The following is a 23,963-nucleotide window of genomic DNA, read 5'->3' as shown; positions in this document are numbered from 1 at the left end:
AATACGCCCCATTTAAGACAAAAGGTCAGCTTTTAAGCTGACCTTTTCTAATTACATCTTATTTAACCTGACGTAATCGTTTGCGTATTTAGTCTAAAGAAACACCGATTCGACGTGCAACTTCTTCGTATGCTTCTATTAATCCGCCTAAGCTTTGACGGAAACGGTCTTTATCCATTTTATCTAGGGTATTTTTATCCCATAGACGGCTACCATCAGGAGAGAACTCATCACCTAATACAACCTTGCCATGAAATAGACCAAACTCAAGTTTAAAATCAACTAAAATAAGCCCTGCTTTATCAAAGAGTTCGCTAAGGACATCGTTTGCTTTATAGCTCAAACGTTTCATTTCTGCGAGGTTTTCTTTAGATACCCAACCAAAAGTTTCACAATAAGATTCATTGACCATAGGATCATGACGAGCATCATCTTTTAAGAATAAATCAAAGATTGGTGGGTTTAAAAGTGTACCTTCTTCGATACCTAAACGTTTGACTAATGATCCCGCAGCGCGATTACGGATAACGCATTCAACAGGTACCATATCGAGTTTTTTTACTAGCACTTCATTATCAGAAAGCAAACGTTCCATCTGCGTTGGGATACCCGCTTCTTCCAGTTTATTCATAATGAAATGGTTAAATTTGTTATTTACCATGCCTTTACGATCAAACTGTTCAATACGTTGGCCATCTAACGCTGATGTATCATTTCTGAATTCAAGGATAAGAAAATCAGAAGATTCAGTGGCATAGACCGTTTTGGCTTTTCCACGATACAACTCAGCTTTTTTCTGCATCTGACACACTCCAAAGATGTGATAGGTTTAACAAGAAATTTGCTTCCCATACTCTACTCTAGATCAGACAAAAAAGCTTTTAAAACGTGAATGCTATCACTAAAAAATCTCGCCCTTAATCCAGAACTCACAACGTTTTTTTATTAAAAATAATCTCTGTTATTAGAAATCATATTTCAATTAATTCTATTGAATAATTACACTAATAATGAAAGTTATAATCGCCAATCAAAAATCGCTTGATAAAATCAGAATATATAAAAAATAAAAAGTCAGAATAAGAATAATTATAGATTATATCACTCCATTATTTCTATTTTTAGATGATATTCTTAGTAAGCATTATTTTGTTTCACATTACATTTATTTTGAGTAATCAATAATAAAAAAACCAGATTAATTTCTTTTTATTGAAATTTAATCTGGTTATCAGTGTTAGCATCAACAAGTTTTAATGATTATCTCTAATCTATTTTTATATTTTAAAAGACCCATATTATCTCTTAATAGCATAATGCTTTAATTAAATAATGTAACAGTAAATCTCATAAGCAAACCAACCTAATAAAGCACCAGCAGGTAAATCAATTAAGTAATGTTGTTTCGTGAACATACAGGATAATGCAATAAATAATGGAAATAAGAAAACCCAAGGCCCTAATGTTGCATAAGCAAGACATGCGGTGAGTGTAGCAACGGAAACGTGCATACTTGGGAAACAGTTTGAGGAATCATCAAAATACTGAACAAACTTAAGAAATTTCTCTGACGCTGTTTTTCCTGGGTTTAAGGTGCGCCAATGTGCAGGGGTTGCAACAGGGAACACAACAAAGAAAAACATTTGCATGACTAACAAAACAATATAACTAAAAACAATCATAATGAATTGTCTTGAGTCTTGAATGATCCAGTTGAGATATAAAATTGCAGGATAATATAAAAAGCTATAGATCCATGACCACCATGGCCAGAAAGGAATTTTTTCATCAATCGGTGAATTAATAACTTTCACTTCTCTCAATGTATATCGTTGAGTAAAAAAATAAAATTGATAAACACCTACAATAAGTATCCCACTTAATATCAAGTGAATAATCATATCACCTGCACTCATAAATACTCCTTCATATAGTCAGAGAATGCTTTGTTATTTTTATTTAAGGATAAGAATTGACGCAATATTGCATAAATTTAAGCGTATTGCATTAAGATTAATATTATTAATAAATTTAAATTAAATCCTATCATTAAAAGAGTATTCAACTAATGATGTTTAGTTTGATAGCTTCAATTACATTTTATAAATAAATTTCAATTTAGATTAAAACAATTAAGTTAAGAACATAAAAAAGCCGCACAATGTTTATTGTGCGGCTTCTTATATTTTTAAAGAATAATGCTTATTTAACTGGTTTACTGAAAGCAGCTTTCAGTGCAGCAACCATTTGATCATTTTGTGATTGTGTTAATGGTTTACCTTTATCACTGATAAATTGTAAACTACTGCGGTTATTTAAATCGCCGACTTGTAATTTATAATCCGCTTCTTCAACAGTTGGTCTATCAACACCTAACGCACTCCAGTTCGCACTGCTCATTCCTTTATAGGTTACTTCAATTGAACCTTTAGAACGTGTGCGATCGCCCATCTTCATACCAACACTTTCTAATGCGATAGGTAATCTATCCCAAACCACATCAAATGGTGCACGAACGATAATTACTGGAAGACCCGCATTATCACTGCCACTTTGGACATCGATAATACCTTGTAAGCTACTGCTTGCCGTATTTTCGCTTAAATTACGCATACGATTTAAGCCATCAACCAATTCGTTAAGCATTAAAATATTGTAACGCTTCACTTCAGCCGGATCAGTCACCTCAGTCTCGCCTTGGCGTAAACCTTCGTTAGTCACTGTTAACGAAATAGCATTACCTGACTGAGCAATCACTAAACGCTGACGTGTTTGGAAAGGTACGTTTTCATCTGCACGTAACCATGTGATCCAATCAGTGTGGATCTCTTTTTGCCCAGCATCACTTTTGGTAATCGCAACACCTTTCTCTTTTAAGATAGAGCTAACTTGCTCATACAGTGTTGTGTTTTCAGGTGAATTTGGTAATAACAAACGGCTGTTATCTGCATTATTTTCACTGCGTGAACCACTTAACAGATTCAGTGCTTGAGTTGGTGGACGAATATCAAGCGCTAAACCAACAGGTTCAGTTTTTTTAGGGGTTGGAATGTCATATTCCCCATTTTGTAAAGGCAACACCATACCCGCCGGAATCGCTAAATTCTTTAGCCCTGCCGTCTCTAAATAAGACTCATCACCACTGACCTGACGTTTATAGCGCTGATCACTCGAACAGGCTGCCAGTAAAACCACCAGCGACAGACCCGCGACTTTCATAATCTTTGATTTATGCAATAGTGTTGCCATTAAAATTCCCTAAGTTTTACAGTATTCCCGCTGTTAACAGCGCTTTCTCAACAATTTGCTGACCTGATGATGTCAACGGAGTCATAGGTAAGCGCAATGTGGCGTCTTCAATCAATCCAATACGTTGACACGCCCATTTAGCTGGGATTGGATTAGGTTCAACAAATAACTGATGATGTAAGTCCATCAGACGTCGATTAAGTTCACGTGCTTTTGCAAACTCACCTGCATTTGCTAATCGACATAATTCTACCATCTCTGACGCAGCAACGTTAGCAGTAACCGAAATAACACCATGACCGCCAAGTTGCATAAAGTCTAATGATGATGCGTCATCGCCACTTAATAAGATAAAACTATCATCATTAACCAATTCTTGGATTTGACTAACACGACTTAAGTTCCCTGTCGCCTCTTTAATTGCCACAATATTATCCAACTTGGCTAAACGTGCAACAGTTACAGGCAATAAATCGCATCCAGTACGACCCGGTACATTATACAGGATTTGTGGTAATGCTGTGCTTTCAGAAATCGCTTTAAAGTGCTGATATAATCCTTCTTGTGAAGGTTTATTATAATAAGGCGTGACACTTAAACAACCTGCAATACCTTTATTTTCAAATTGTTGTGTAAACCAAACTGCTTCAGATGTTGCATTTGCACCAGTACCAGCAATCACAGGAATACGCCCATCGGCCATATCTAATGTCATTAGAACGACATCAACATGCTCATCATGACTTAATGTTGCAGATTCTCCTGTTGTACCAACAGAAACTATTGCGGCACTGCCTGCATTAACATGATAGTCAACTAATTTACGTAAACTAACCCGGTCAACATTGCCTTTTGCGTCCATTGGTGTAACCAATGCCACCATACTGCCTGTAAAATTAAATTCGTTATTCACCATAATCATTGCTCCGAGATAGACGTATACTCAATGGTACTCATTCATTGCTCTATTGAAAACTACTTAACTCTAGGTTTCTAATGAAATTTGCTAATATTCTTTGATATGAATTAAAGAGATATAATAATTGAAGATAGTGAGCCTGAGATCTTGGCAGAAATCGAAATTTGTGTTTACCTGTTAAGAATAAACTGAAAGTCAAAAGGAACCTTATTTTGCCCATACCTGATAAACATTTTCTCGTCATTACTGCATTAGGTGCTGACCGTCCTGGTATTGTTGATACCATTACACAATTAGTCAGCCAATGCGGATGTAATATCGAGGACAGCCGACTTGCGATGTTTGGTCAAGAGTTTACGTTTATCATGCTACTTTCAGGTGGCTGGAACGCTATCGCACAATTAGAAGCGTTGTTGCCCATTAAAAGTGCGGAACTGGATTTATTGACCGTAATGAAAAGAACCACCAATGGTGCACCGATTACCTATCCTTCAACAATCGCAGCAAAAGTTGATATTGAAGATGCGCCCGGTATTGTAGAACGCTTTACTAATCTATTTAGCCAACATAATTTTAATCTTGCTGAATTAATATCTAAAACACACCCGTCAGAAGATGGTTCACCAGCCCGTTTAGAAATACAAATTACGGCGCATAATCCATTAGATGATCATGGTCTTGTTATTAATGAGAAATTTAATCAATTATGTACAGAGCTGAACGCTCAAGGCACAATAAGTATCGTAAATAGTCTGATGATGAAACAGTAAAAATGGAGAATGACCTAATGAACCCATTAAAAGCCGGTGAAAAGGCGCCTCAATTCAGTCTGCCCGACCAAGATGGAGAAACAATTAATTTATCTGATTTCGCTGGCCAACGTGTGCTCGTTTATTTTTACCCTAAAGCAATGACACCTGGTTGTACAACTCAAGCTTGTGGCTTACGTGATGAAATGGATGCACTAAAAAAAGCTAAAGTTGAAGTACTCGGCATCAGCACAGATAAATCAGAAAAACTTTCCCGTTTCGCTGAAAAAGAGATGTTAAATTTCACGTTGCTTTCAGATGAAGATCATAAGATTGCAGAAGAGTTTGGTATCTGGGGAGAAAAGCAATTTATGGGGAAAACTTACGATGGCATTCATCGTACAACATTCTTAATTGACAAAAATGGTGTTATCGAACACGTATTTGATAACTTTAAAACCAGTAATCACCATCAAGTCGTTCTCGAATATCTCGCTCAGCATCCATAATAAATGCTTTGAATTGATAAAATAACAGACAGTTTTCACTGTCTGTTTTTTTATTTATATTTTGTTAATACATTCAATGCGGTAATTAGCTTTTCTTTGTATGTTGCTCATTCGCAATTTCATCAGGTAATGCATGCAATACTGCTTTTATCAGCGTTGCTAATGGTATAGCAAAGAAAACTCCCCAAAATCCCCACATTCCACCGAATATAATCACTGACAATATAATAACTAAAGGGTGCATATTTACAGCTTCAGAGTACAAAATTGGCACTAATAAATTACTATCCAATCCTTGAACAACAAGATAAGCGATAAATAACGCCCAGAAATCAGAACCTAATCCCCACTGAGATAATGCAATCACAATAACGGGGATCGTTGCTAAAACAGCACCAACATAAGGGACTAAAACAGAAACACCGACGATAACAGCAAGTAATACAGAGTAGCGCAAATCGAAGAAAGCAAATACAAAATAAGTAAAAACACCCACAATTATCATTTCGGTTACTTTACCCCGAATATAATTGGTAATTTGCTGGTTAACTTCAATCCAAACTTGAGCCGCCAATATTCTGTTTTTTGGTAAAACACGACGAACCGCATTAAGCATCTGTTGCTTATCTTTAAGTAAGAAGAACGTCATTAAAGGCACAAGAATAAGATAAATCGACAGTGTAATAATTCCGATTAACGAAGCTAAAGACACTTTTAATACAGACTCAGCCACCGTTGAGAACTTACTGCGTAAGTTTTCTGCCATCATATCAACAATGCCCGCATCCATTAATGCAGGGAAACGATCCGGTAATTCATGCGCAAATGCATTGAACTTATTGATCATATTTGGGATATCTGAAATTAGTGTCATCCCCTGTTGCCACACCGTTGGCGCTAAAATCAAAATTACAATGGCACTAATACCGATAAAGAGTGTCAGAATTATCGATACTGCCCATATACGGGCGCATCCTAATTTCTCAAGTAAATGAGTTGGCCACTCTAAAAGATAAGCAAGCACAATTGCCACTAATAAAGGAGCAAGTATGCCACTGAAAAAATACAGAATTGAAAAACCGGCAATCAAAATGACCACAAGGGCGATAACTTGTGGATCAGCAAATCGGCGTTTGTACCATTGAACAAGCAAGTCCAGCATGAAAATAAAGATCCTTTATAATAATCAGAATAATAGGGCTGTATGTATTCATTTACATAAGCAATAATCTTTTGACAGATTTTACGTTAGGTTTTGCTATCATACATCATTAATTATTAATTTTTCGTTAAGATAGCTATCAGGATACAGTTGTATGAAACTCAGACTTAAAAAACCATTAGTCGCGCTTCTTGTTTCTGCGTTGCTATCAACATCAGTAGTACCCGCTCAGGCTGCGATTGATATTGAAGACTCTTTACCTGATATGGGAACCACCGCAGGTTCAACATTAAGCATCAATCAAGAAATCGCTATGGGTGATTACTATACTCGCCAACTGCGAAATAGTGCACCATTAGTTTTTGACCCATTACTTTCTAACTATATTAATAATTTAGGACAAAAACTCGTTTCGAATGCCAGTTCGGTCAAAACCCCTTTTCACTTTTATTTAGTTAACAATCCCAATATTAACGCCTTTGCTTATTTTGGGGGAAACATTGTTTTGCATTCCGCACTCTTTCGATATAGCCGAACAGAAAGTGAATTAGCCTCTGTTATGGCTCACGAAATCACACACGTTACTCAACGACATTTAGCACGAATGCTTGAAGATCAGGCTAAAACAACGCCTCTTGCTCTTGCGGGGGTATTAGGTTCTATTCTGATATTTATGGCGAATCCGAATGCAGGCCTTGCGACCTTTACGGGAAGTATGGCAGGTATGCAGCAAAATATGATCACATTCACGCAAATGAATGAGCAAGAAGCAGATCGTATCGGAATACAAACACTCTACCGTGCTGGGTTTGATCCTAAAGGGATGCCTGACTTTATGCAAATTCTTGCAGACCAAGTACGATATAGCTCTAAACCGCCTGAAATGTTATTAACGCACCCCTTGCCCGATAGCCGTTTATCCGATGCAAGAAGCCGAGCAAGTCAATTCCCTGCTCGACAAATCCCACAGTCAGCTGATTTTCTGTTTGCAAAAATGCGTGTATTAACCATGTTGACGAAAAATCCAACATCAGAAAATGCACTACAAACGACACTTGATCAATTTAGACAAGGCACTGCTCTTGAAAAATCAGCGGCTAATTATGCGTTAATACTGCTCTATTCTCGTGATCGTAAATTTGATGACGCAAGAAAACTGCTCACTCCCATGTTAGAAAAAGATCCGAATAATATTTGGCTTATTGACGCCATGACGGATATCGATTTAGAACAAAACCGTGCAGGCGATGCGGTTGCAAGATTACAACGGGCATTGAAACAAAGACCCAATAACAATGTTCTTATTGCCAACTTAGCTAATTCATATATGCATAATAAGCAATATAACGAAGCTAACCGCCTGCTTTATCGTTATACCTTTGATAATCCAAGCGATCCTATCGGTTGGCAATTAATGGCAGAAAATTCAGCTAAGCAAGGTGATAGAGCTCATGAATTAGCCGCTTATGCAGAAGATTTGGCCCTAAGAGGTGACTTTGAAACGGCAATTCGTTATTTAGGTGATGCAAGCCGACAAGTTAAATTAGGTAGTAACGACCAAGCTCGCTTTGATGCTCGTATAGACCAATTAAGAAAAATTCAGCAAAGAGATAGTCAATTTAAATAAGGGACAACATGACCAAGAAAGTGACGATTTATCACAATCCACGCTGTTCAAAAAGCCGTGAAACCTTACATTTACTAGAAGAAATGCAAATAACGCCTAATGTTATTCACTATCTAGATACAGCTCCTTCTATAGCAGAAATTAAAACACTGCTAAAAGCATTAGATTTTAATGACGCAAGAGAGTTAATGCGCACAAAAGAAGAAATTTATAAAACGCTAAAACTGGCTGATGAAACATCGCAAGATGCATTAATTCAAGCAATGCATGAAAACCCTAAACTTATTGAACGCCCTATTGTGGTTGTAGGTAATAAAGCCCGTTTAGGTCGCCCACCAGAACAAGTGAAAGAACTGTTTAATTAATCTTCAAAATTTAAAGCCCATATTTATGTTCTTACATATATGGGCTTCTCTCTATCCACTTCATTATTAATCTCGCAATCGTTTACTCTCTTTTCTCAAATAAGAAACCAATCATCAAATGTTGTTAAATTGTAAAAATTACAATTAGCAAAGTGTTTCTTATTTCCACAATAGAAAAAAAACAATCGCTTTATGCTTTCAAAAATTTTCATCTCAATTTCATATTTTTTATGAGTAAGAAATCGCCATTTTTGAAAACTTTTATTTAGATCACACTACGCCGCATAAACTCACAATTATGAGAAAAAAATAATCATGCGTTTCATTTATATTGTGACTCAAGTCTCTTTACACAAATGTATTCCTACATATCATGAGCATCAGAAAATATGATAGCAGAATTGATAAACTATAAATTCTTGCCAAAATATTTTTTCATTATCATCCAAGAAAGAAATTAACAAAAAATACACATTTAAAACAATACTGCAACACAACAATAAGCTTTCAATTTGTTATTTACTCTATCTCTTCTTTCATTGATGTTTTTTAACTTGATGACAATTAATCAGTGTGAAATGAAGTTGTAGATGTATATGAAATAAACAACGTTATAGCCAACATTATGGGCAATTAAAACTAACCAATCACCATTATTGGTGTCGGGTGATTGCTAGGCTAATAGGAAAACAGATGAATATCGTACTTAGATTAAAACTTGTCTCATTCCTCCAGTTCTTTATATGGGGATCTTGGCTTGTAACATTTGCCTCGTATCTCTTTGGAGAGCTGCATTTTAAAGGTAGTGATGTTGGGCTTATTTTCAGTGCTCTTGGACTTGCCTCACTTATCGCCCCCGTCATCATGGGATTTATTGCAGATAAAATAAATAACCGAAAATTAGTGTTTATTACCCTGCATATTTTTTCCGCATTAGCATTAGTGCTAATGTCGCAAATGACAACAGTAACTACACTATTCTTTGCAACTCTATTACATTTATTGTTCTTTATGCCAAGTATCTCAATGGCAAACAGCATCATTTTTGAACTGTTAGAACAAAAACATTTAGAGCCTAATAACTACTTCCCTAAAATTCGTGTTTACGGCACTGTTGGCTTTATTGCAGCCATGTGGGTGATTAGCTTCTTAGGTTTAGGTAATAGCTACCATCAACTCTTTGTTGCAGCGATCGCATCTATTGCTTTAGCTGTATTTGCAATGTTCTTACCTGCAACTAAAGCTGCTGATAAAAACGAAACTAAAGCCGAAGAAGTTGCATTTAGTATCACCAACATCTTGCAAGTATTTAAAAAGAAAAATGTCGTTGTTTTCTTATTTTTCGCAACATTGTTAGGATCTGTACTACAAATTACTAATACATTTGGCGTGCCATTCCTGCAAGATATTGCACAATCTCCAAATGCAGATGATTCATTCTTTGCACGTTATCCTTCTGTGTTCTTATCTATTTCACAGATTTCAGAAGTCGTATTTATTCTGTTCCTACCACTGTTATTAAAACGTGTAAGAATCGAAACTATCGTTTTATTTAGTATGATTGCTTGGATCTTACGTTTCGGTTTCTTTGCTTATGGTGACTACACATCATTAGGTCAAATCGTCTTATTGTTATCAATGATTGTGTATGGTTGTGCATTCGACTTCTTTAATATCTCTGGCTCACTGTTCTTAGAAAAAGAGATCCCATTACAATATCGTTCAACAGCACAAGGTATGTTTATGACCTTAGTGAACGGTTTCGGTACTTATTTAGGTGCAATGTTAAGTGGATGGGTGATTGACTTATATACCACTAATGGCGCAGTTGATTGGAAATCATTCTGGTTAATCTTCACAGGCTACACCGTTGCAATCACTGTACTTTATCTGATTTTCTTACTGGTTCCTCAGAAGAAAGCCAAAGTAGCAGAAGCAAACTAATTATTTAACCCTCCTCCTTTATTGTTTGTGTCTCTCACCGCTTGCCTTGTATAAAGACAAGCGGTTTTTTTATCTCTTTTTATCAGAGATAATAGAAATACCACGGTTTAAAAAAACCAAGAATTGTTACCTTCAATAGATATTAGATTTGGGAAATAGAGATAGGATTTAGATTATTAGCCTCACCGAATAAGATGAGTGAGGCGATTTAAAGTTTGAGAATGTCTTTCACAAATGGGATGGTCAGTTTACGTTGAGCAACAATAGAGGCGTGATCAAGCTCATCAAGCATTTCAAATAAGGTTCGCATTTTTCTGTCCAAACGTTTTAATACAAAACGCCCGACATCTTCAGGTAATTCAAACCCGCGAAGTTTTGCTCTTAATTGTAACGCTTGAATTTTCTCTTCATCACTTAAAGGTTGCAGGCGGTAGATTTGCCCCCAATCGAGTCGAGATGCTAAATCAGGAAGTTGTAGCTCTATTTGGCGAGGTGGCCTATCCCCTGTAATTAATAAACAAGTTCGCCCATGCTCTAAAACGCGGTTATAAAGATTAAATAAGGCGAGTTCCCACTCTTCATCACCTGCAATACATTGCACATTATCAATACAAACTAAGGATAAGTGTTCCATGCCTTCCAGAACATCAGGAACAAAATAGGCTCGTTTATCAAGAGGAACATAACCAACAGCATCGCCTTTTAGTGAAAGCTCAGCACAAGCGGCATGTAATAGATGACTCTTTCCACCTCCGTCACGAGACCAGAAATAGATATAACTGCCATGAGATTGATGAATGGCGGTTCGAATTGCCGCGACTAATGACGCGTTTTCCCCTGCATAAAAGCTATCGAATGTCTCATCATCGGGCAGAGATAGTGGTAATGATAGCTGTGACGGCGTATTCAGAAGCACCTCACCTGAATAGTTTAATAAACGTGGTGATTCTAACACAAATTCTCACAAGGTCAGAATCAATATTAAAAAAGCACATTGCACTGATTAAGATAACAGCAAAATTATCGTGATAAGCCTATTTTATAGGCTCTTAGTGACTTATTTATTTGTCGCCTCTCTGTATCACAAATTGTTTAGTGCAACATCAGAAAATATTTCTTGTTTATTTAATCGTCTTTATTATCTAAATTTTAATTTCGCAACATCATTACCTGAAGGTTGCTGATAAATATCGAGCTTAAAATATTTGGCTGATGCATTTATATACTCAAAAATTTCAGATTGAGTCTCTTCATATTCAACCCACGTAGTTGCACGAGTAAAACAATATAACTCTACAGGTAATCCCATCGGTGTAGGTGGCATTGTTCTGATCACTAAATACATATCAGGCCGAACATCACCACGCATCTTTATCCAATTTAGCATGTACTTACGAAACAATTGTAGGTTTGTCACCCCTTTTGTTTCTAACCACTCATTAATGTCACCAATCTCTTCTTCCTTTCCTTCTAGCATCGTTTCGATGCTCTTACGAAGCGGTGCTATATTTTTTAACTCTAATACTAACTCTTGCGTTGCAAATGAAATCGAAGATTGGTCAATATAAAAACTACGCTTGATCCGACGCCCTCCTGATGAAAACATTGGTTGCCAGTTTGTATATTTTTCAGTCAAAAAATCTTTGGTTGGAATACGTGAAATCGTATTATCCCAATTACGCACAGTGATCGTATGTAATGCGATATCAATAACCTCACCGCTGATATTACTACTGGGCAATTCAATCCAATCATAAAGCTTTAATACTTTTCCGTTAGAAATAAGAATATTGGCAACAAAAGAGATAAGTGTATGCTGAAAAACAAACATTAATACCGCAGCAATGGCACCAAAGCTTGAGATAATAATAAGTGGTGATTGTTCAGTAAATAACGCAATAATCAGGATAAAAGAGATAATCCAAACCACAATTTTGGCAATCTCAATATAGCCTTTGATAGAGTTATTTCGATGCCACGCTTTTTTGGCGTGCCTAATATTAAAGATATCAAGCGCGTTATTTAGCAATGAGGCAATATTGATGATAATAAAGGCGCGAGCAACCGTCTCAAAAATAATATTCATTTCGGCTGAAAAAGACGGTAATAGCTGATTAATATAGAGAACGAGTGTAACAGCAACGATAGATGCACTCTTTTTAGCTATATCTTCTATCGTTTCTTCATCTGAAAGTTCAGTAAATAAAAAAAGTAAACGCTTTGCTATTCGGCGGAAAATCATTTTGGCGAGAAACCACACCACCAGCAACACAATAACTAAAAATACTGTGGTAAAAATCTGCTTTGATGTAATGAAATCATAAATTTCAATCAGCTTTTCCATAAATTACGTTATACCTTTTTTGAGACGCTTCCAATCTTAAAACGAATATCACTCAAACCACAGACAAATTGCCTGTTCCGTATAAGAACAGACCCCCATTGTCTCATTTATTTCATTTAAATAAACATCATGATTGAATTAATCATGCTCTCCTAAGTTTTAAATACTTAAAATATCAATAATCTTAGTTTTTAATATGACATAAAAATAAAACACAATAAAAAAGGTGGAGATCATCCACCTTTTTTATTAATTTCAGCATATTGCTTTAGATTTTCTTAGTCGATTACTTTTTGTTTGCTGTACCACTCACCGATTCAATGGTGTTATCCACTAATTCTGTTTCAGGGCGAACAATACTGACTAGTTTAAAGATTAAGCTTAAAACAATACCTACGATAGTTGCTAATGCCATGCCTTTTAATTCAGCCGCACCAATCTGAATGGATGCACCACTCACACCAACAATCAGAATAATTGCAGTTAATATCAAGTTTTGTGGTTTGTTGTAATCCACTTTTGAATCTAACAAGACACGAATACCTGATGCACCAATAACACCGTAAAGTAGTAATGAAACCCCACCCATCACTGGAACAGGTACAGCAGCAATAGCAGCAGCAAGTTTACCGACGCAAGATAATAAGATAGCGAGAATTGCTGCGCCACCAATAACCCATGAGCTGTAAACTTTAGTGATAGCCATAACACCAATATTTTCACCGTAAGTGGTATTTGGTGTTGAGCCAAAGAAACCCGAAATAATGGTAGAGAAACCGTTTGCGAACATAGAACGATGTAAGCCAGGGTTTTTCATTAAATCGCGTTGCACAATATTGGCTGTAACAACAAGGTGTCCAACGTGCTCTGCAATAACTACTAATGCGGCAGGTAGAATAATAAAGATGGCACTCCATTCAAAACGTGGAGAATAGAATGTCGGTAGTGCAAACCAGTTAGCTTCTTTAATTGGAGTAATATCAACAACGCCCAAGAAGAAAGAGAGTGCATAACCAACTAATACCCCGATAAGAATAGGAATAATAGCAAGGAATCCTCTAAACATCACCGAGCCTAAGATTGTCACACCTAAAGTTACCATAGAAATAAGCAGTGTTTGATTATCAACTGGTGCATCAGCACTTGGTAATAATCCTGCCATTCCTGCAGCGGTTCCTGCTAATTCAAGCCCGATGACGGCAACGATTGCGCCCATTGCCGCAGGCGGAAACATCACATTGATCCAGCCTCGCCCTGCTATTTTAACAATACCTGCAACGATACAAAATAACACGCCACAGACGATGAATCCCCCGAGTGCTAATTCATACCCTAGAGGTAACAGTAAAAGTACCGGTGAGATAAACGCGAAACTTGAACCTAAATAAGCAGGAATGCGTCCTTTACAAATAAAGAGATAAAGCAGGGTTCCGATCCCGTTAAATAACAATATTGTTGCCGGATTAACTTTAAATAAAATTGGCACAAGTACGGTGGCGCCAAACATTGCAAACAGATGTTGAAGACTCAACGGAATTGTTTGTAATAATGGTGGGCGCTCTTCTACCCCGATTGCACGACGAGTCATGCTTACGACCTCTCTTTAATATGAATGTGAAATTGGTTTGTATTTTTAACTTTATACTCGTCTTACTTTAAGCCACCGCGTTACTAACTACGCTCACTCGAACGACTCATCTAGCGACACCTTAAAATATTTAGAGTATAGAACAAATAAGTGGTCCAAAAAAAAGCCGACTATCAAAGTCGGCTTAATTATTATTTTGTACCAAATATCTTATCACCAGCATCGCCAAGACCTGGAACGATGTACCCGTGCTCATTAAGATGACTATCAATAGATGCAGTATATAATTCCACATCTGGATGAGCTTCTTCTAATGCCTTAATTCCTTCTGGAGCAGCAACCAGTACTAATACTTTAATTGAAGTACAGCCCGCATTTTTTAATAAATCAATTGTGGCAATCATAGAGCCGCCTGTTGCTAACATAGGGTCAACAACAAGAGCCATACGCTCTTCAATATTGGATGCTAATTTCTGGAAGTAAGGGACAGGTTTTAATGTTTCTTCATCGCGGTAAACGCCAACTACACTGATTCGGGCACTAGGAATATTTTCTAATACTCCATCCATCATCCCGATACCTGCACGGAGGATAGGAACTACTGTGATTTTTTTTCCTTTAATCTGTTCTATCTCTACCGAACCACACCAACCTTCTATTGTTACCGTCTCTGTTTCTAAATCGGCGGTAGCTTCATACGTCAGTAGACTGGAAACTTCTGAAGCCAGTTCACGAAAGCGTTTAGTGCTTATATCATGATCTCGCATCAGCCCCAATTTATGTTGAATGAGTGGGTGTTTTACCTCAACGATCTTCATAATTTCTCCTAATGTACGACGCAGCCTGACAAAAAAATCGCGAGATTATACCGCTTTTTTGCCAACATTCCATCGTTTTTCTATTGATATTGATCAAACGCACAGCTTTTAACCACACCAACATGAATAATTGTGACCTATAAAGAAGATCCTCGCAAACGTTTGCTTTGCCTGTTAGAATAGCGTCCGCACACATTTTTTCTTAACAGCAACTTGCCGTGAGGGCTCTACGTGACTAACAAATCCTCTCTCAGCTATAAAGATGCCGGTGTCGATATTGATGCAGGTAATGCTTTAGTCGATCGTATCAAAGGTGTAGTAAAAGAAACCCGCCGTCCTGAAGTTATGGGAGGTTTAGGTGGTTTTGGCGCACTTTGTGCAATTCCATCTAAATACCGCGAACCTATTTTAGTTTCAGGCACTGATGGCGTAGGAACTAAACTTCGCCTTGCGATGGATTTAAATCGCCATGATGACATCGGTATTGATTTAGTCGCAATGTGTGTCAACGATTTGATTGTTCAAGGTGCGGAACCCCTTTTCTTCCTTGACTACTATGCCACAGGAAAATTAGATGTCGATACCGCAGCACGCGTAGTAACAGGTATTGCAGAAGGTTGTAAGCAATCTGGCTGTGCACTAGTCGGTGGTGAAACTGCTGAAATGCCAGGAATGTACCACGGTAACGATTATGATATCGCAGGCTTTTGTGTCGGTGTGGTTGAGAAATCAGAAATTATCGATGGTAGCAAAGTTAAAGCTGGCGATGCACTAATCGCTTTAGCATCAAGTGGTCCTCATTCTAATGGCTATTCATTAGTCAGAAAAATTCTTGAAGTCAGCAATACGCAAGCTGAAAACACACCATTAGGCGATAAATCATTAGCCGATCACCTATTAGCCCCTACTCGTATTTATGTGAAGTCACTGCTTTCATTAATTGAAAGTGTGGACATCCATGCTGTAGCACATATTACAGGTGGCGGATTCTGGGAAAATATTCCTCGCGTATTACCTGAAAACACGCAAGCGCGTATCGAAAGTAAAAGTTGGGAATGGCCATTGGTTTTCAAATGGCTACAAGATGCCGGACAAGTCAGTACACATGAAATGTATCGCACCTTTAACTGTGGCGTTGGTTTGTTAATTGCCGTTAACCCAAATGACGTTGAAAAAACATTAGCACATCTGGCTGAATGTGGTGAAAACGCATGGTTAATTGGTGAAGTTGCGCCACAAGCTACTGGTGAAGCACAAGTTATTATTAACTAATGAAAGCATGTGAATGAAAAATATTGTCGTCCTTATTTCAGGAAACGGCAGCAACCTACAGGCGGTTATCGACGCCTGTAGGGCAAATAAAATCACAGGAAATGTGGTTGCTGTCTTAAGTAATAAAGCTGATGCATATGGTCTTGAACGAGCAAAACTGGCTAATATTCCAGCTTATTTTGTTGATCCTGCTCTATATAATGACAGAGCGGATTACGATAAAGCGTTAATTGAACAAATCGATGCTTATCAGCCCGATATTGTGGTTTTAGCAGGCTTTATGCGTATTTTATCGCCTGATTTTGTCACTCACTATCAGCATAAATTATTAAATATTCATCCTTCTTTGCTTCCTAAATATCCTGGATTACACACTCATCGCCAAGTTTTAGCGAATAAAGACTCTTTTCATGGTGTTACCGTCCATTTTGTTACAGAAGAGCTTGATGGTGGTCCCATGATTATTCAGGCGCGTATTCCTGTTTTACCCGATGATACTGAACAATCATTACAAGCAAGAATACAAACTGAAGAGTATCGTATCTATCCATTAGCGATCGGTTGGTTAGCTGACGAGCGATTAAAAATGAAGAGTAATCAAGCTTTTCTCGATGATATTGCGCTTTTCGACAACCTTGGTTAACTATTTCGTTTAAGATAAAAAGTCACATTGTGCTACACTGTAGCTCGCGTGACTTTTTTTGTGTCACCCTTTTCTCTTTTTATTCAATGCATTCACCGAGGTGCTTATGTCCGGTGGTAAGAAAGTTCCACCTATAAAATTACGTCCTCTCGAACGAGAAGATCTCTCTTTTGTCCATCAACTTGATAATAATGCCAGCGTTATGCGCTATTGGTTTGAAGAGCCTTATGAGGCTTTTATCGAGTTAAGCGACCTTTATGAAAAACATATTCACGACCAAAGTGAACGCCGTTTTATTGCCGAAAGTGATGGTACTAAAGTTGGGCTTGTCGAGTTGGTTGAAATTGATTATGTTCACCGTCGTGCTGAATTCCAAATCATCATCGCACCGGCACATCAAGGCCACGGATATGCTGCACGAGCCGCAAAGTTGGCGATGGATTATGCTTTTTCTGTACTTAATTTATACAAACTCTATTTGATCGTCGATAAAGAGAATGCTAAAGCGATTCATATTTATGAAAAGCTTGGCTTTAAAAAAGAAGGTGATTTAATAGATGAGTTTTTTGTTAACGGTGCCTACCGTTCTGCGATTAGAATGTGTACTTTCCAAGCGCCTTATTTTGAACAAAAAGCCAAAGAGGCGAAACCCGAAAATTTTGTTAAGCCGGGTGCGACCATTAAGCAACACGTCTGATTTATTCAGATATTAAGTTTTAACTTTAACCCTTGTTGGAGTTCAGATGTCCCAGGAACGACTCTATATTGATAAAGAGATCAGTTGGCTTGCGTTTAACGAGCGTGTATTACAAGAGGCGGCTGATAAACGAAACCCGTTAATTGAAAGAGTCAGGTTTCTGGGGATCTATTCAAATAATCTTGATGAGTTCTATAAGGTTCGCTTTGCCGATGTAAAACGCCGTATTTTAATTAATGAAGAGCGTGGTTCACGCTCTGCATCAAGTCATGCTCGCCATCTTATAAAGAAAATTCAGTCAAAAGTGGCTAAAGCTGACCAAGAGTTTGATGCCTTATATAATGATTTGTTACTTGAAATGGCGCGAAATCAAATATTTTTAATTAACGAACGCCAAATCTCACCTAATCAACAAATCTGGTTACGCCAATACTTCCGTCAAAATTTAAGAAAACACATCACGCCTATTTTGATTAATCCTGAAACAGACTTAGTTGAGTTTCTTAAAGATGACTATACCTATTTAGCGGTTGAAATAGCGCAAGGGCAAATTATTCATTATGCCCTACTAGAAATTCCATCAGATAAAGTACCTCGTTTTGTCATTCTGCCAACAGACCAAGGTCGTAGTAAGAAAAAATCCATGATTTTATTGGATAATATTTTACGCTACTGTCTTGATGAAGTGTTTAAAGGCTTTTTTGATTACGACTCATTAAGTGCTTATTCCATGAAAATGACGCGAGATGCAGAGTACGATCTTGCGACAGAAATGGAATCAAGTTTACTTGAAATGATGTCATCGACATTAAAACAGCGCCTTACCGCAGAACCCGTCCGTTTTGTTTATCAACGGGATATGCCTGATGAAATGGTGGCACTACTGCGCAGTAAATTAGGTTTATCGAATAATGACTCCGTAATAGCTGGTGGTCGTTATCATAATTTTAAAGATTTTATTAACTTCCCAAATGAAGGGAGTAAATTTCTTTTAAATAAAGTGATCCCACGCTTACGCCATGTGTGGTTTGATAATTTCCGTAATGGCTTTGATGCAATACGTGAGCGCGATGTCTTACTCTATTATCCTTATCATACCTTTGAGCATGTGCTGGAATTGTTGCGCCAAGCCTCTTTCGATCCAAGTGTTATCTCAATAAAAATCAATATTTACCGTGTCGCTAAAGATTCTCGGATCATTGATTCGATGATCCACGCTGCGCATAACGGCAAACGTGTCACTGTTGTCGTTGAGTTACAAGCTCGCTTTGATGAAGCAGCAAATATTCACTGGGCAAAACGCCTGACAGAAGCAGGTGTACACGTTATTTTCTCAGCCCCAGGTCTGAAAATTCACGCGAAGTTATTTATCATTTCACGTTTAGAAAATGGTGAAATTATTCGCTATGCTCATATTGGTACCGGGAACTTTAACGAAAAAACAGCGCGTCTTTATACTGACTATTCATTATTAACGGCGAATACCGAAATTACTAATGAAGTGCGCCGCGTCTTTAGTTTTATTGAAAATCCTTATCGTCCAGTGACTTTTGAACATTTAATGGTTTCACCACAAAACTCGCGTATTCTGTTAAATCAATTAATCACAAACGAAATTCACAGTGCCCAAGCCGGACATCCAGCAGGGATCACATTAAAAGTGAATAACTTAGTTGATGAAGAGCTCGTTAATCGCCTTTATGACGCGTCAGAAGCTGGCGTAAAAGTACGATTATTAGTACGTGGAATGTGTTCTTTAGTCCCTAATCAACCGGGATTTAGTGAAAATATTCAGGTAACCAGCATTGTTGACCGATTTTTAGAACACGATCGTGTCTATGTGTTTACTAATAAAGGCGATGAAAAAATCTTTCTCTCTTCTGCGGATTGGATGACGCGAAATCTTGATTATCGTATTGAAGTTGCAGTGGCTTTGCTTGATCCTCAACTTAAACAGCGCGTTCTTGATATTCTGGATATTCAATTTAATGACACCGTAAAAGCACGTTATATCGATAAAGATTTAACAAATAGCTATGTTCCTCGTGGAAATAAACGTAAGATCCGTTCCCAGCTTGCTGTCTATGAGTACATTAAATTGTTAGAACAACCAGATCCACGAGCGTAATTCTATGCCTTTATCACAAGATGACTCTTCACCACGTCCTTTAGAAATTGCGGCTATTGACCTCGGTTCTAATAGTTTTCATATGATTATTGCGCGGGTTGTTAATGGCGCATTACAAGTATTAAGCCGTTTAAAACAGCGAGTTTATCTTGCTGACGGGCTTGATGATGATAACGAATTAAGCGAAGAGGCTATGTTACGTGGGCTTTCAGCCCTTTCTCTTTTTGCTGAAAGGTTACAGGGCTTTCCTGCGGAAAATGTCACTGTCGTGGGAACGCATACTTTGCGCGTCGCCACTAATGCGAAAGTCTTTCTTCAACGCGCCAAAGAAGTTATTCCTTATCCTATCGAAATTATTTCGGGACACGAAGAAGCTCGACTTATTTTTATGGGTGTTGAACACACTCAATCTGAAAAAGGTCGAAAGCTCGTTATTGATATCGGTGGTGGCTCAACAGAATTGGTTATTGGTGAAAATTTTGAACCAATCTTAATCGAAAGCCAACGCATGGGTTGTGTCAGTTTTAGCCGTCAATTTTTCCCAGAACAGAAAATCAGTGAATCCGCTTTTCGTAAAGCACGAGAAAAAGCCGCGCGTAAAATGGAAAAAATTGCATGGCAATACAAAATGACTGGCTGGGATGTGGCTTTAGGGGCTTCAGGAACGATTAAAGCAGCTCATGAGATCTTAGTTGAGTTTGGTGAAAAAGACGGTGTTATCACACCAGAACGCCTGCTTATGCTCACTAAACAAGTTTTACGATTTAAAAAATTTAAAGATATCGCCCTACCGGGTTTATCCGATGAGCGTAAACATGTTTTTGTACCGGGTTTGGCGATTTTATGCGGTATCTTTGATTCTTTAGGATTAAAAGCCCTACATCTTTCTGATGGTGCATTACGTGAGGGTGTGCTTTATGAAATGGAAGGCAGATTCCGCCATCAAGATATTCGTCAACGCACAGCAAAAAGCCTTGCAGAGCACTATAATATCGATAGAGAGCAAGCAAAACGTGTTCTTGAAACAATGCAATCTCTCTACGCTCAGTGGGCACAGCAAAATCCTAAATTAGTTCGTCCTGATTTAGAAGCTATTTTAATCTGGGCTGTCATGTTACATGAGGTGGGATTAAGCATTAATTTAAGCGGGTTACATCGTCATTCTGCCTATATTCTTTCAAATACTGATTTACCCGGTTTTAATCAAGAGCAACAGCTGTTATTAACAACCCTAGTTCGCTATCACCGAAAAGGGATCAAGTTAGATGAGTTGCCAAAATTTAATCTTTATAAAAAGAAACAGTATTTCCCACTCGTACAAATACTAAGATTAGCAACTTTACTTAATAATCAGCGACAATCGACGACAAAACCCGCATCTTTGCGTTTAGTTACAGATGAAAATCATTGGACGCTTTATTTTCCTAAAAAATATCTTTCCGATAACACATTGATGGAATTGGATTTAGAAAAAGAACAAGAGCATTGGCAGTCGGTTCCGGGTTGGAAACTGGATATAAAAGAGGAATCTGCTTAACAATATGATATTATACAGAAAAAGACGCTAGTCAATGCGTCTTTTGTTGCATCTATCATACAACAACTATCACATAACAACATAGGTTTGATTTGTGACCATAATATGAACATCACCAACGCAATATTGTTCAAGATTCATATTTTTTATACGGAGAAGACCGATAATCATCCTAAAATGGAATAATTAGTGTCAATGGTTATCTCCCTCGTAAGAATTAAAAAGGAATAACATGTCTCAAACAGCTATCAACAATGATACTGCGGCTGCCATCAATCCGTATTCACAAAAAGTGGCACACCTGCGTCAGCAAATTTTGAGCATCTTTCTCGAAGATGATCATTTTGTTGAAACCGTTTTAGGTGAAGCAAGTGAAAATGATAGGCTGAGCCACCATGAACTTCATGAAAAAATCACCACTGTTAGAGAATTACTACAAGATCTACACGCGGCAGATATTGCAGATATTCTTGAAGCCCTCCCCTATGACGAACGTCTAGCACTGTGGCATTTGGTTGATAATAATGAACGTGGTGCTGTTTTAGTCGAAGCTTCTGTCGCCGTTTGGGACAGCTTAATTAAAGATATGACTGACCGTGAGTTATTACGATCGGTCGCCACATTACATGTGGATGAGCAAGCATATATCGCAGAGCACTTACCTCGCGATACGATGCGTCGCCTTCTTACCTATTTAGAACCAAGCCTGCGTAATAGAATAAGAGAAGTTCTTCAATATCCAAAAGACAGTGTCGGTCAGATGATGGATTTTGAGTTCGTCACTGTGCGAGGCAATGTCACATTAAAAACGGTACAGCGCTATTTACGCCAACGAGGCTCTATTCCTGAAGCAACGGATAAAATTTTCGTTATTGATAATAAAAATCATCTATTGGGCGAGCTTCCATTAACCACCGTTTTAACCCAATCTCCTGATAAGCTTGTCTCTGATGTAATGAAAACAGACACTGTTAGCTTTATGCCAGAAGAAAAAGGTGAAGATGCAGCGGGCGCGTTCGAACGTTATGACTTAATTTCTGCAGCTGTTGTTGATAGTAACGGTCTTCTAATGGGGCGATTAACCGTTGAAGATATCGTTGATAACATGCATGAAGAGAGCGATACCAATATTCGTCGTATGGGTGGTTTGAGCCCAGAAGAAGACGTCTTCGCACCCGTTGGACAAGCTGTTAAAACACGTTGGACTTGGCTGGCTATCAACTTATGTACTGCTTTCGTTGCCTCTCGTGTTATTGGTGTCTTTGAAGATACCATTTCCCAATTAGTCGCCCTCGCCACATTGATGCCGATTGTTGCGGGTATTGGGGGAAATACAGGTAATCAGACCATCACAATGATTGTTCGCGCATTAGCGCTACACCAAATTCAAACCGGAAGCTTTTCTTTCTTAATTTTAAGAGAGCTTGGTGTTGCCTTTATTAACGGCGTTGTTTGGGGGGGAATAATGGGAATTGTCACTTACCTCCTCTATGGCGACCTTGCTATGGGTGCGGTAATGACAATGGCGATGGTATTAAACCTCTTAATGGCTGCCATGATGGGTGTATTGATCCCAATGACAATGATTAAATTAGGTAAAGATCCTGCAATTGGTTCAAGCGTTATGATAACCGCAATTACAGATACAGGTGGTTTCTTTATCTTCTTAGGTTTAGCAACTATCTTCTTAGTCTAAGAAAAGCCTCAATAATACTAACGCCACTGCTAATAAAATACAGTGGCGTTTTTTATATCGATAAATAATTAAGCCGTTGTTGAAAGGTAATAATAGACAAGCAACAATGCGATAATCAATGAAGTAATAAAAGTCTTTTTAACAGAGGCAGTTAGTAAATAGCCGTCATTTTGATTGGTGTTATTAAGCATGGTTTTTAATACCAAACTACCACCTAATGCGACGATAGAAAGTGATGCAAACAGAACAATTGCAGCTAAGAGAACAGCACTCATTGAGATAGAGACCATAAATCCTCCGACATATCAATTGACTTCCTGATGTAATTATAACCAAGAATAGTTTTTTTGATGCCTCTTTTTGTTTTTATTTTTAATTTAATGGCAAAACACAGAAAAACCACATTATGCATAAAAATACAAAAATAAAGTTATCATTGTAAATTTTATTAGATTTTGATTTCAACAAATAAAGAAATAGTGAAATTTAATTTCAACTAATTAGAATTTAACATACAGTAGAATATTCTAATAATTCATTTTCTATCAGATCATATCTTTCATTATTAATACTGTTAGCTTTCTTAATTATCTAATAATAACTTTATTTCCGGAAAATAATAAATTAACGCATCTCTTAATTTATTATTTTTACGGTTATTTAAATTAGAATAAATATATTCAGCATTAAACATTTTTTATTTAAAAATACAGAGT

The 23,963-nt window shown here is 37.5% G+C and carries 21 protein-coding genes; 11 read left to right on the top strand and 10 right to left on the bottom strand.

All coding sequences use genetic code 11. The features are described from left to right. Positions 1 to 88 precede the first annotated feature (88 nt). The 4 genes from purC to dapA all read right to left on the bottom strand — a co-directional run bounded on the left by purC (position 89) and on the right by dapA (position 4,165). Entirely contained in the window at positions 89 to 802 is a 714-nt protein-coding gene (gene purC, locus GWJ01_RS18350; protein WP_088495303.1) for a phosphoribosylaminoimidazolesuccinocarboxamide synthase, read from the bottom strand. A 523-nt stretch (positions 803 to 1,325) separates the two neighbouring features. Continuing rightward, complete coding sequence (locus GWJ01_RS18345; protein WP_088495302.1) at positions 1,326 to 1,916, bottom strand: phosphatase PAP2 family protein; 591 nt, start codon at positions 1,914 to 1,916, stop codon at positions 1,326 to 1,328. Positions 1,917 to 2,202: 286 nt separating this feature from the next. Next, positions 2,203 to 3,249: an outer membrane protein assembly factor BamC gene (bamC, locus tag GWJ01_RS18340; protein WP_109393982.1), complete on the bottom strand. Its 1,047-nt coding sequence runs from the start codon at positions 3,247 to 3,249 to the stop codon at positions 2,203 to 2,205. A gap of 16 nt (positions 3,250 to 3,265) precedes the next feature. Next, entirely contained in the window at positions 3,266 to 4,165 is a 900-nt protein-coding gene (dapA, locus tag GWJ01_RS18335) for a 4-hydroxy-tetrahydrodipicolinate synthase (protein ID WP_023581903.1), read from the bottom strand. A gap of 215 nt (positions 4,166 to 4,380) precedes the next feature. Between dapA and GWJ01_RS18330 the strand changes: the two genes are divergently transcribed. Continuing rightward, positions 4,381 to 4,938, top strand: coding sequence for a glycine cleavage system transcriptional repressor (locus tag GWJ01_RS18330; protein WP_036912784.1), 558 nt, complete (start codon positions 4,381 to 4,383; stop codon positions 4,936 to 4,938). A 17-nt stretch (positions 4,939 to 4,955) separates the two neighbouring features. Next, positions 4,956 to 5,426 carry a thioredoxin-dependent thiol peroxidase gene (gene bcp, locus GWJ01_RS18325; protein ID WP_088495299.1) on the top strand — a complete coding sequence of 157 codons (471 nt, stop codon included), beginning with the start codon at positions 4,956 to 4,958 and terminating at the stop codon, positions 5,424 to 5,426. A gap of 85 nt (positions 5,427 to 5,511) precedes the next feature. On the opposite strand, the gene GWJ01_RS18320 is transcribed toward bcp, so the two are convergent. Next, positions 5,512 to 6,588, bottom strand: coding sequence for an AI-2E family transporter (locus GWJ01_RS18320; protein WP_109393983.1), 1,077 nt, complete (start codon positions 6,586 to 6,588; stop codon positions 5,512 to 5,514). A gap of 154 nt (positions 6,589 to 6,742) precedes the next feature. Here GWJ01_RS18320 and GWJ01_RS18315 point away from each other — a divergent pair, with 154 nt between their 5' ends. From GWJ01_RS18315 to GWJ01_RS18305, 3 genes are all read left to right on the top strand, one after another. Beyond that, the gene (locus GWJ01_RS18315; RefSeq protein WP_109393984.1) at positions 6,743 to 8,215 is read left to right on the top strand and encodes a tetratricopeptide repeat protein; all 1,473 of its coding nucleotides are present in this window, start codon (positions 6,743 to 6,745) and stop codon (positions 8,213 to 8,215) included. Positions 8,216 to 8,223: 8 nt separating this feature from the next. Continuing rightward, positions 8,224 to 8,580, top strand: a complete 357-nt coding sequence (arsC, locus tag GWJ01_RS18310) for an arsenate reductase (glutaredoxin) (protein ID WP_109401726.1) — start codon at positions 8,224 to 8,226, stop codon at positions 8,578 to 8,580. Between the two features lie 693 nt (positions 8,581 to 9,273). Continuing rightward, on the top strand, positions 9,274 to 10,524 hold the full coding sequence (locus GWJ01_RS18305) for an MFS transporter (protein WP_161711442.1): 1,251 nt from the start codon (positions 9,274 to 9,276) through the stop codon (positions 10,522 to 10,524). A gap of 208 nt (positions 10,525 to 10,732) precedes the next feature. On the opposite strand, the gene hda is transcribed toward GWJ01_RS18305, so the two are convergent. From hda to upp, 4 genes are all read right to left on the bottom strand, one after another. Next, entirely contained in the window at positions 10,733 to 11,440 is a 708-nt protein-coding gene (gene hda, locus GWJ01_RS18300; protein WP_006533048.1) for a DnaA inactivator Hda, read from the bottom strand. Positions 11,441 to 11,662: 222 nt separating this feature from the next. After that, positions 11,663 to 12,868, bottom strand: coding sequence for a mechanosensitive ion channel family protein (locus GWJ01_RS18295; protein ID WP_109393987.1), 1,206 nt, complete (start codon positions 12,866 to 12,868; stop codon positions 11,663 to 11,665). 286 nt (positions 12,869 to 13,154) lie between these two features. Further along, complete coding sequence (uraA, locus tag GWJ01_RS18290; protein WP_098942491.1) at positions 13,155 to 14,456, bottom strand: uracil permease; 1,302 nt, start codon at positions 14,454 to 14,456, stop codon at positions 13,155 to 13,157. 191 nt (positions 14,457 to 14,647) lie between these two features. After that, positions 14,648 to 15,274, bottom strand: coding sequence for a uracil phosphoribosyltransferase (gene upp / locus GWJ01_RS18285; protein WP_023581896.1), 627 nt, complete (start codon positions 15,272 to 15,274; stop codon positions 14,648 to 14,650). A gap of 231 nt (positions 15,275 to 15,505) precedes the next feature. On the opposite strand from upp, the gene purM reads away from it, so the two are divergent. The 6 genes from purM to mgtE all read left to right on the top strand — a co-directional run bounded on the left by purM (position 15,506) and on the right by mgtE (position 23,247). Next, positions 15,506 to 16,546: a phosphoribosylformylglycinamidine cyclo-ligase gene (gene purM / locus GWJ01_RS18280; RefSeq protein ID WP_109401723.1), complete on the top strand. Its 1,041-nt coding sequence runs from the start codon at positions 15,506 to 15,508 to the stop codon at positions 16,544 to 16,546. A gap of 13 nt (positions 16,547 to 16,559) precedes the next feature. Then, a complete protein-coding gene (purN, locus tag GWJ01_RS18275; RefSeq protein ID WP_109401722.1) occupies positions 16,560 to 17,189 on the top strand; it encodes a phosphoribosylglycinamide formyltransferase in 630 nt (209 codons plus the stop codon). 106 nt (positions 17,190 to 17,295) lie between these two features. Beyond that, positions 17,296 to 17,886, top strand: coding sequence for a spermidine N1-acetyltransferase (gene speG, locus GWJ01_RS18270; protein ID WP_088495291.1), 591 nt, complete (start codon positions 17,296 to 17,298; stop codon positions 17,884 to 17,886). A gap of 46 nt (positions 17,887 to 17,932) precedes the next feature. Beyond that, positions 17,933 to 20,014 carry a polyphosphate kinase 1 gene (gene ppk1, locus GWJ01_RS18265; protein WP_088495290.1) on the top strand — a complete coding sequence of 694 codons (2,082 nt, stop codon included), beginning with the start codon at positions 17,933 to 17,935 and terminating at the stop codon, positions 20,012 to 20,014. Between the two features lie 4 nt (positions 20,015 to 20,018). Then, complete coding sequence (gene ppx / locus GWJ01_RS18260; protein ID WP_088495289.1) at positions 20,019 to 21,551, top strand: exopolyphosphatase; 1,533 nt, start codon at positions 20,019 to 20,021, stop codon at positions 21,549 to 21,551. A gap of 232 nt (positions 21,552 to 21,783) precedes the next feature. Next, positions 21,784 to 23,247 (top strand): magnesium transporter, encoded by a 1,464-nt coding sequence (mgtE, locus tag GWJ01_RS18255; RefSeq protein WP_088495288.1) that lies wholly within the window; start codon positions 21,784 to 21,786, stop codon positions 23,245 to 23,247. Positions 23,248 to 23,315: 68 nt separating this feature from the next. Here the strand turns inward: mgtE and GWJ01_RS18250 are convergent, their stop codons facing one another. After that, positions 23,316 to 23,537 (bottom strand): hypothetical protein, encoded by a 222-nt coding sequence (locus GWJ01_RS18250; RefSeq protein WP_161711441.1) that lies wholly within the window; start codon positions 23,535 to 23,537, stop codon positions 23,316 to 23,318. Positions 23,538 to 23,963 lie beyond the last annotated feature (426 nt).

Origin of the sequence: Proteus sp. G2618, assembly GCF_009915995.1 — a bacterium.
Lineage (GTDB): Bacteria > Pseudomonadota > Gammaproteobacteria > Enterobacterales > Enterobacteriaceae > Proteus > Proteus terrae.
This window is presented reverse-complemented; position numbering and strand designations above follow the sequence as displayed.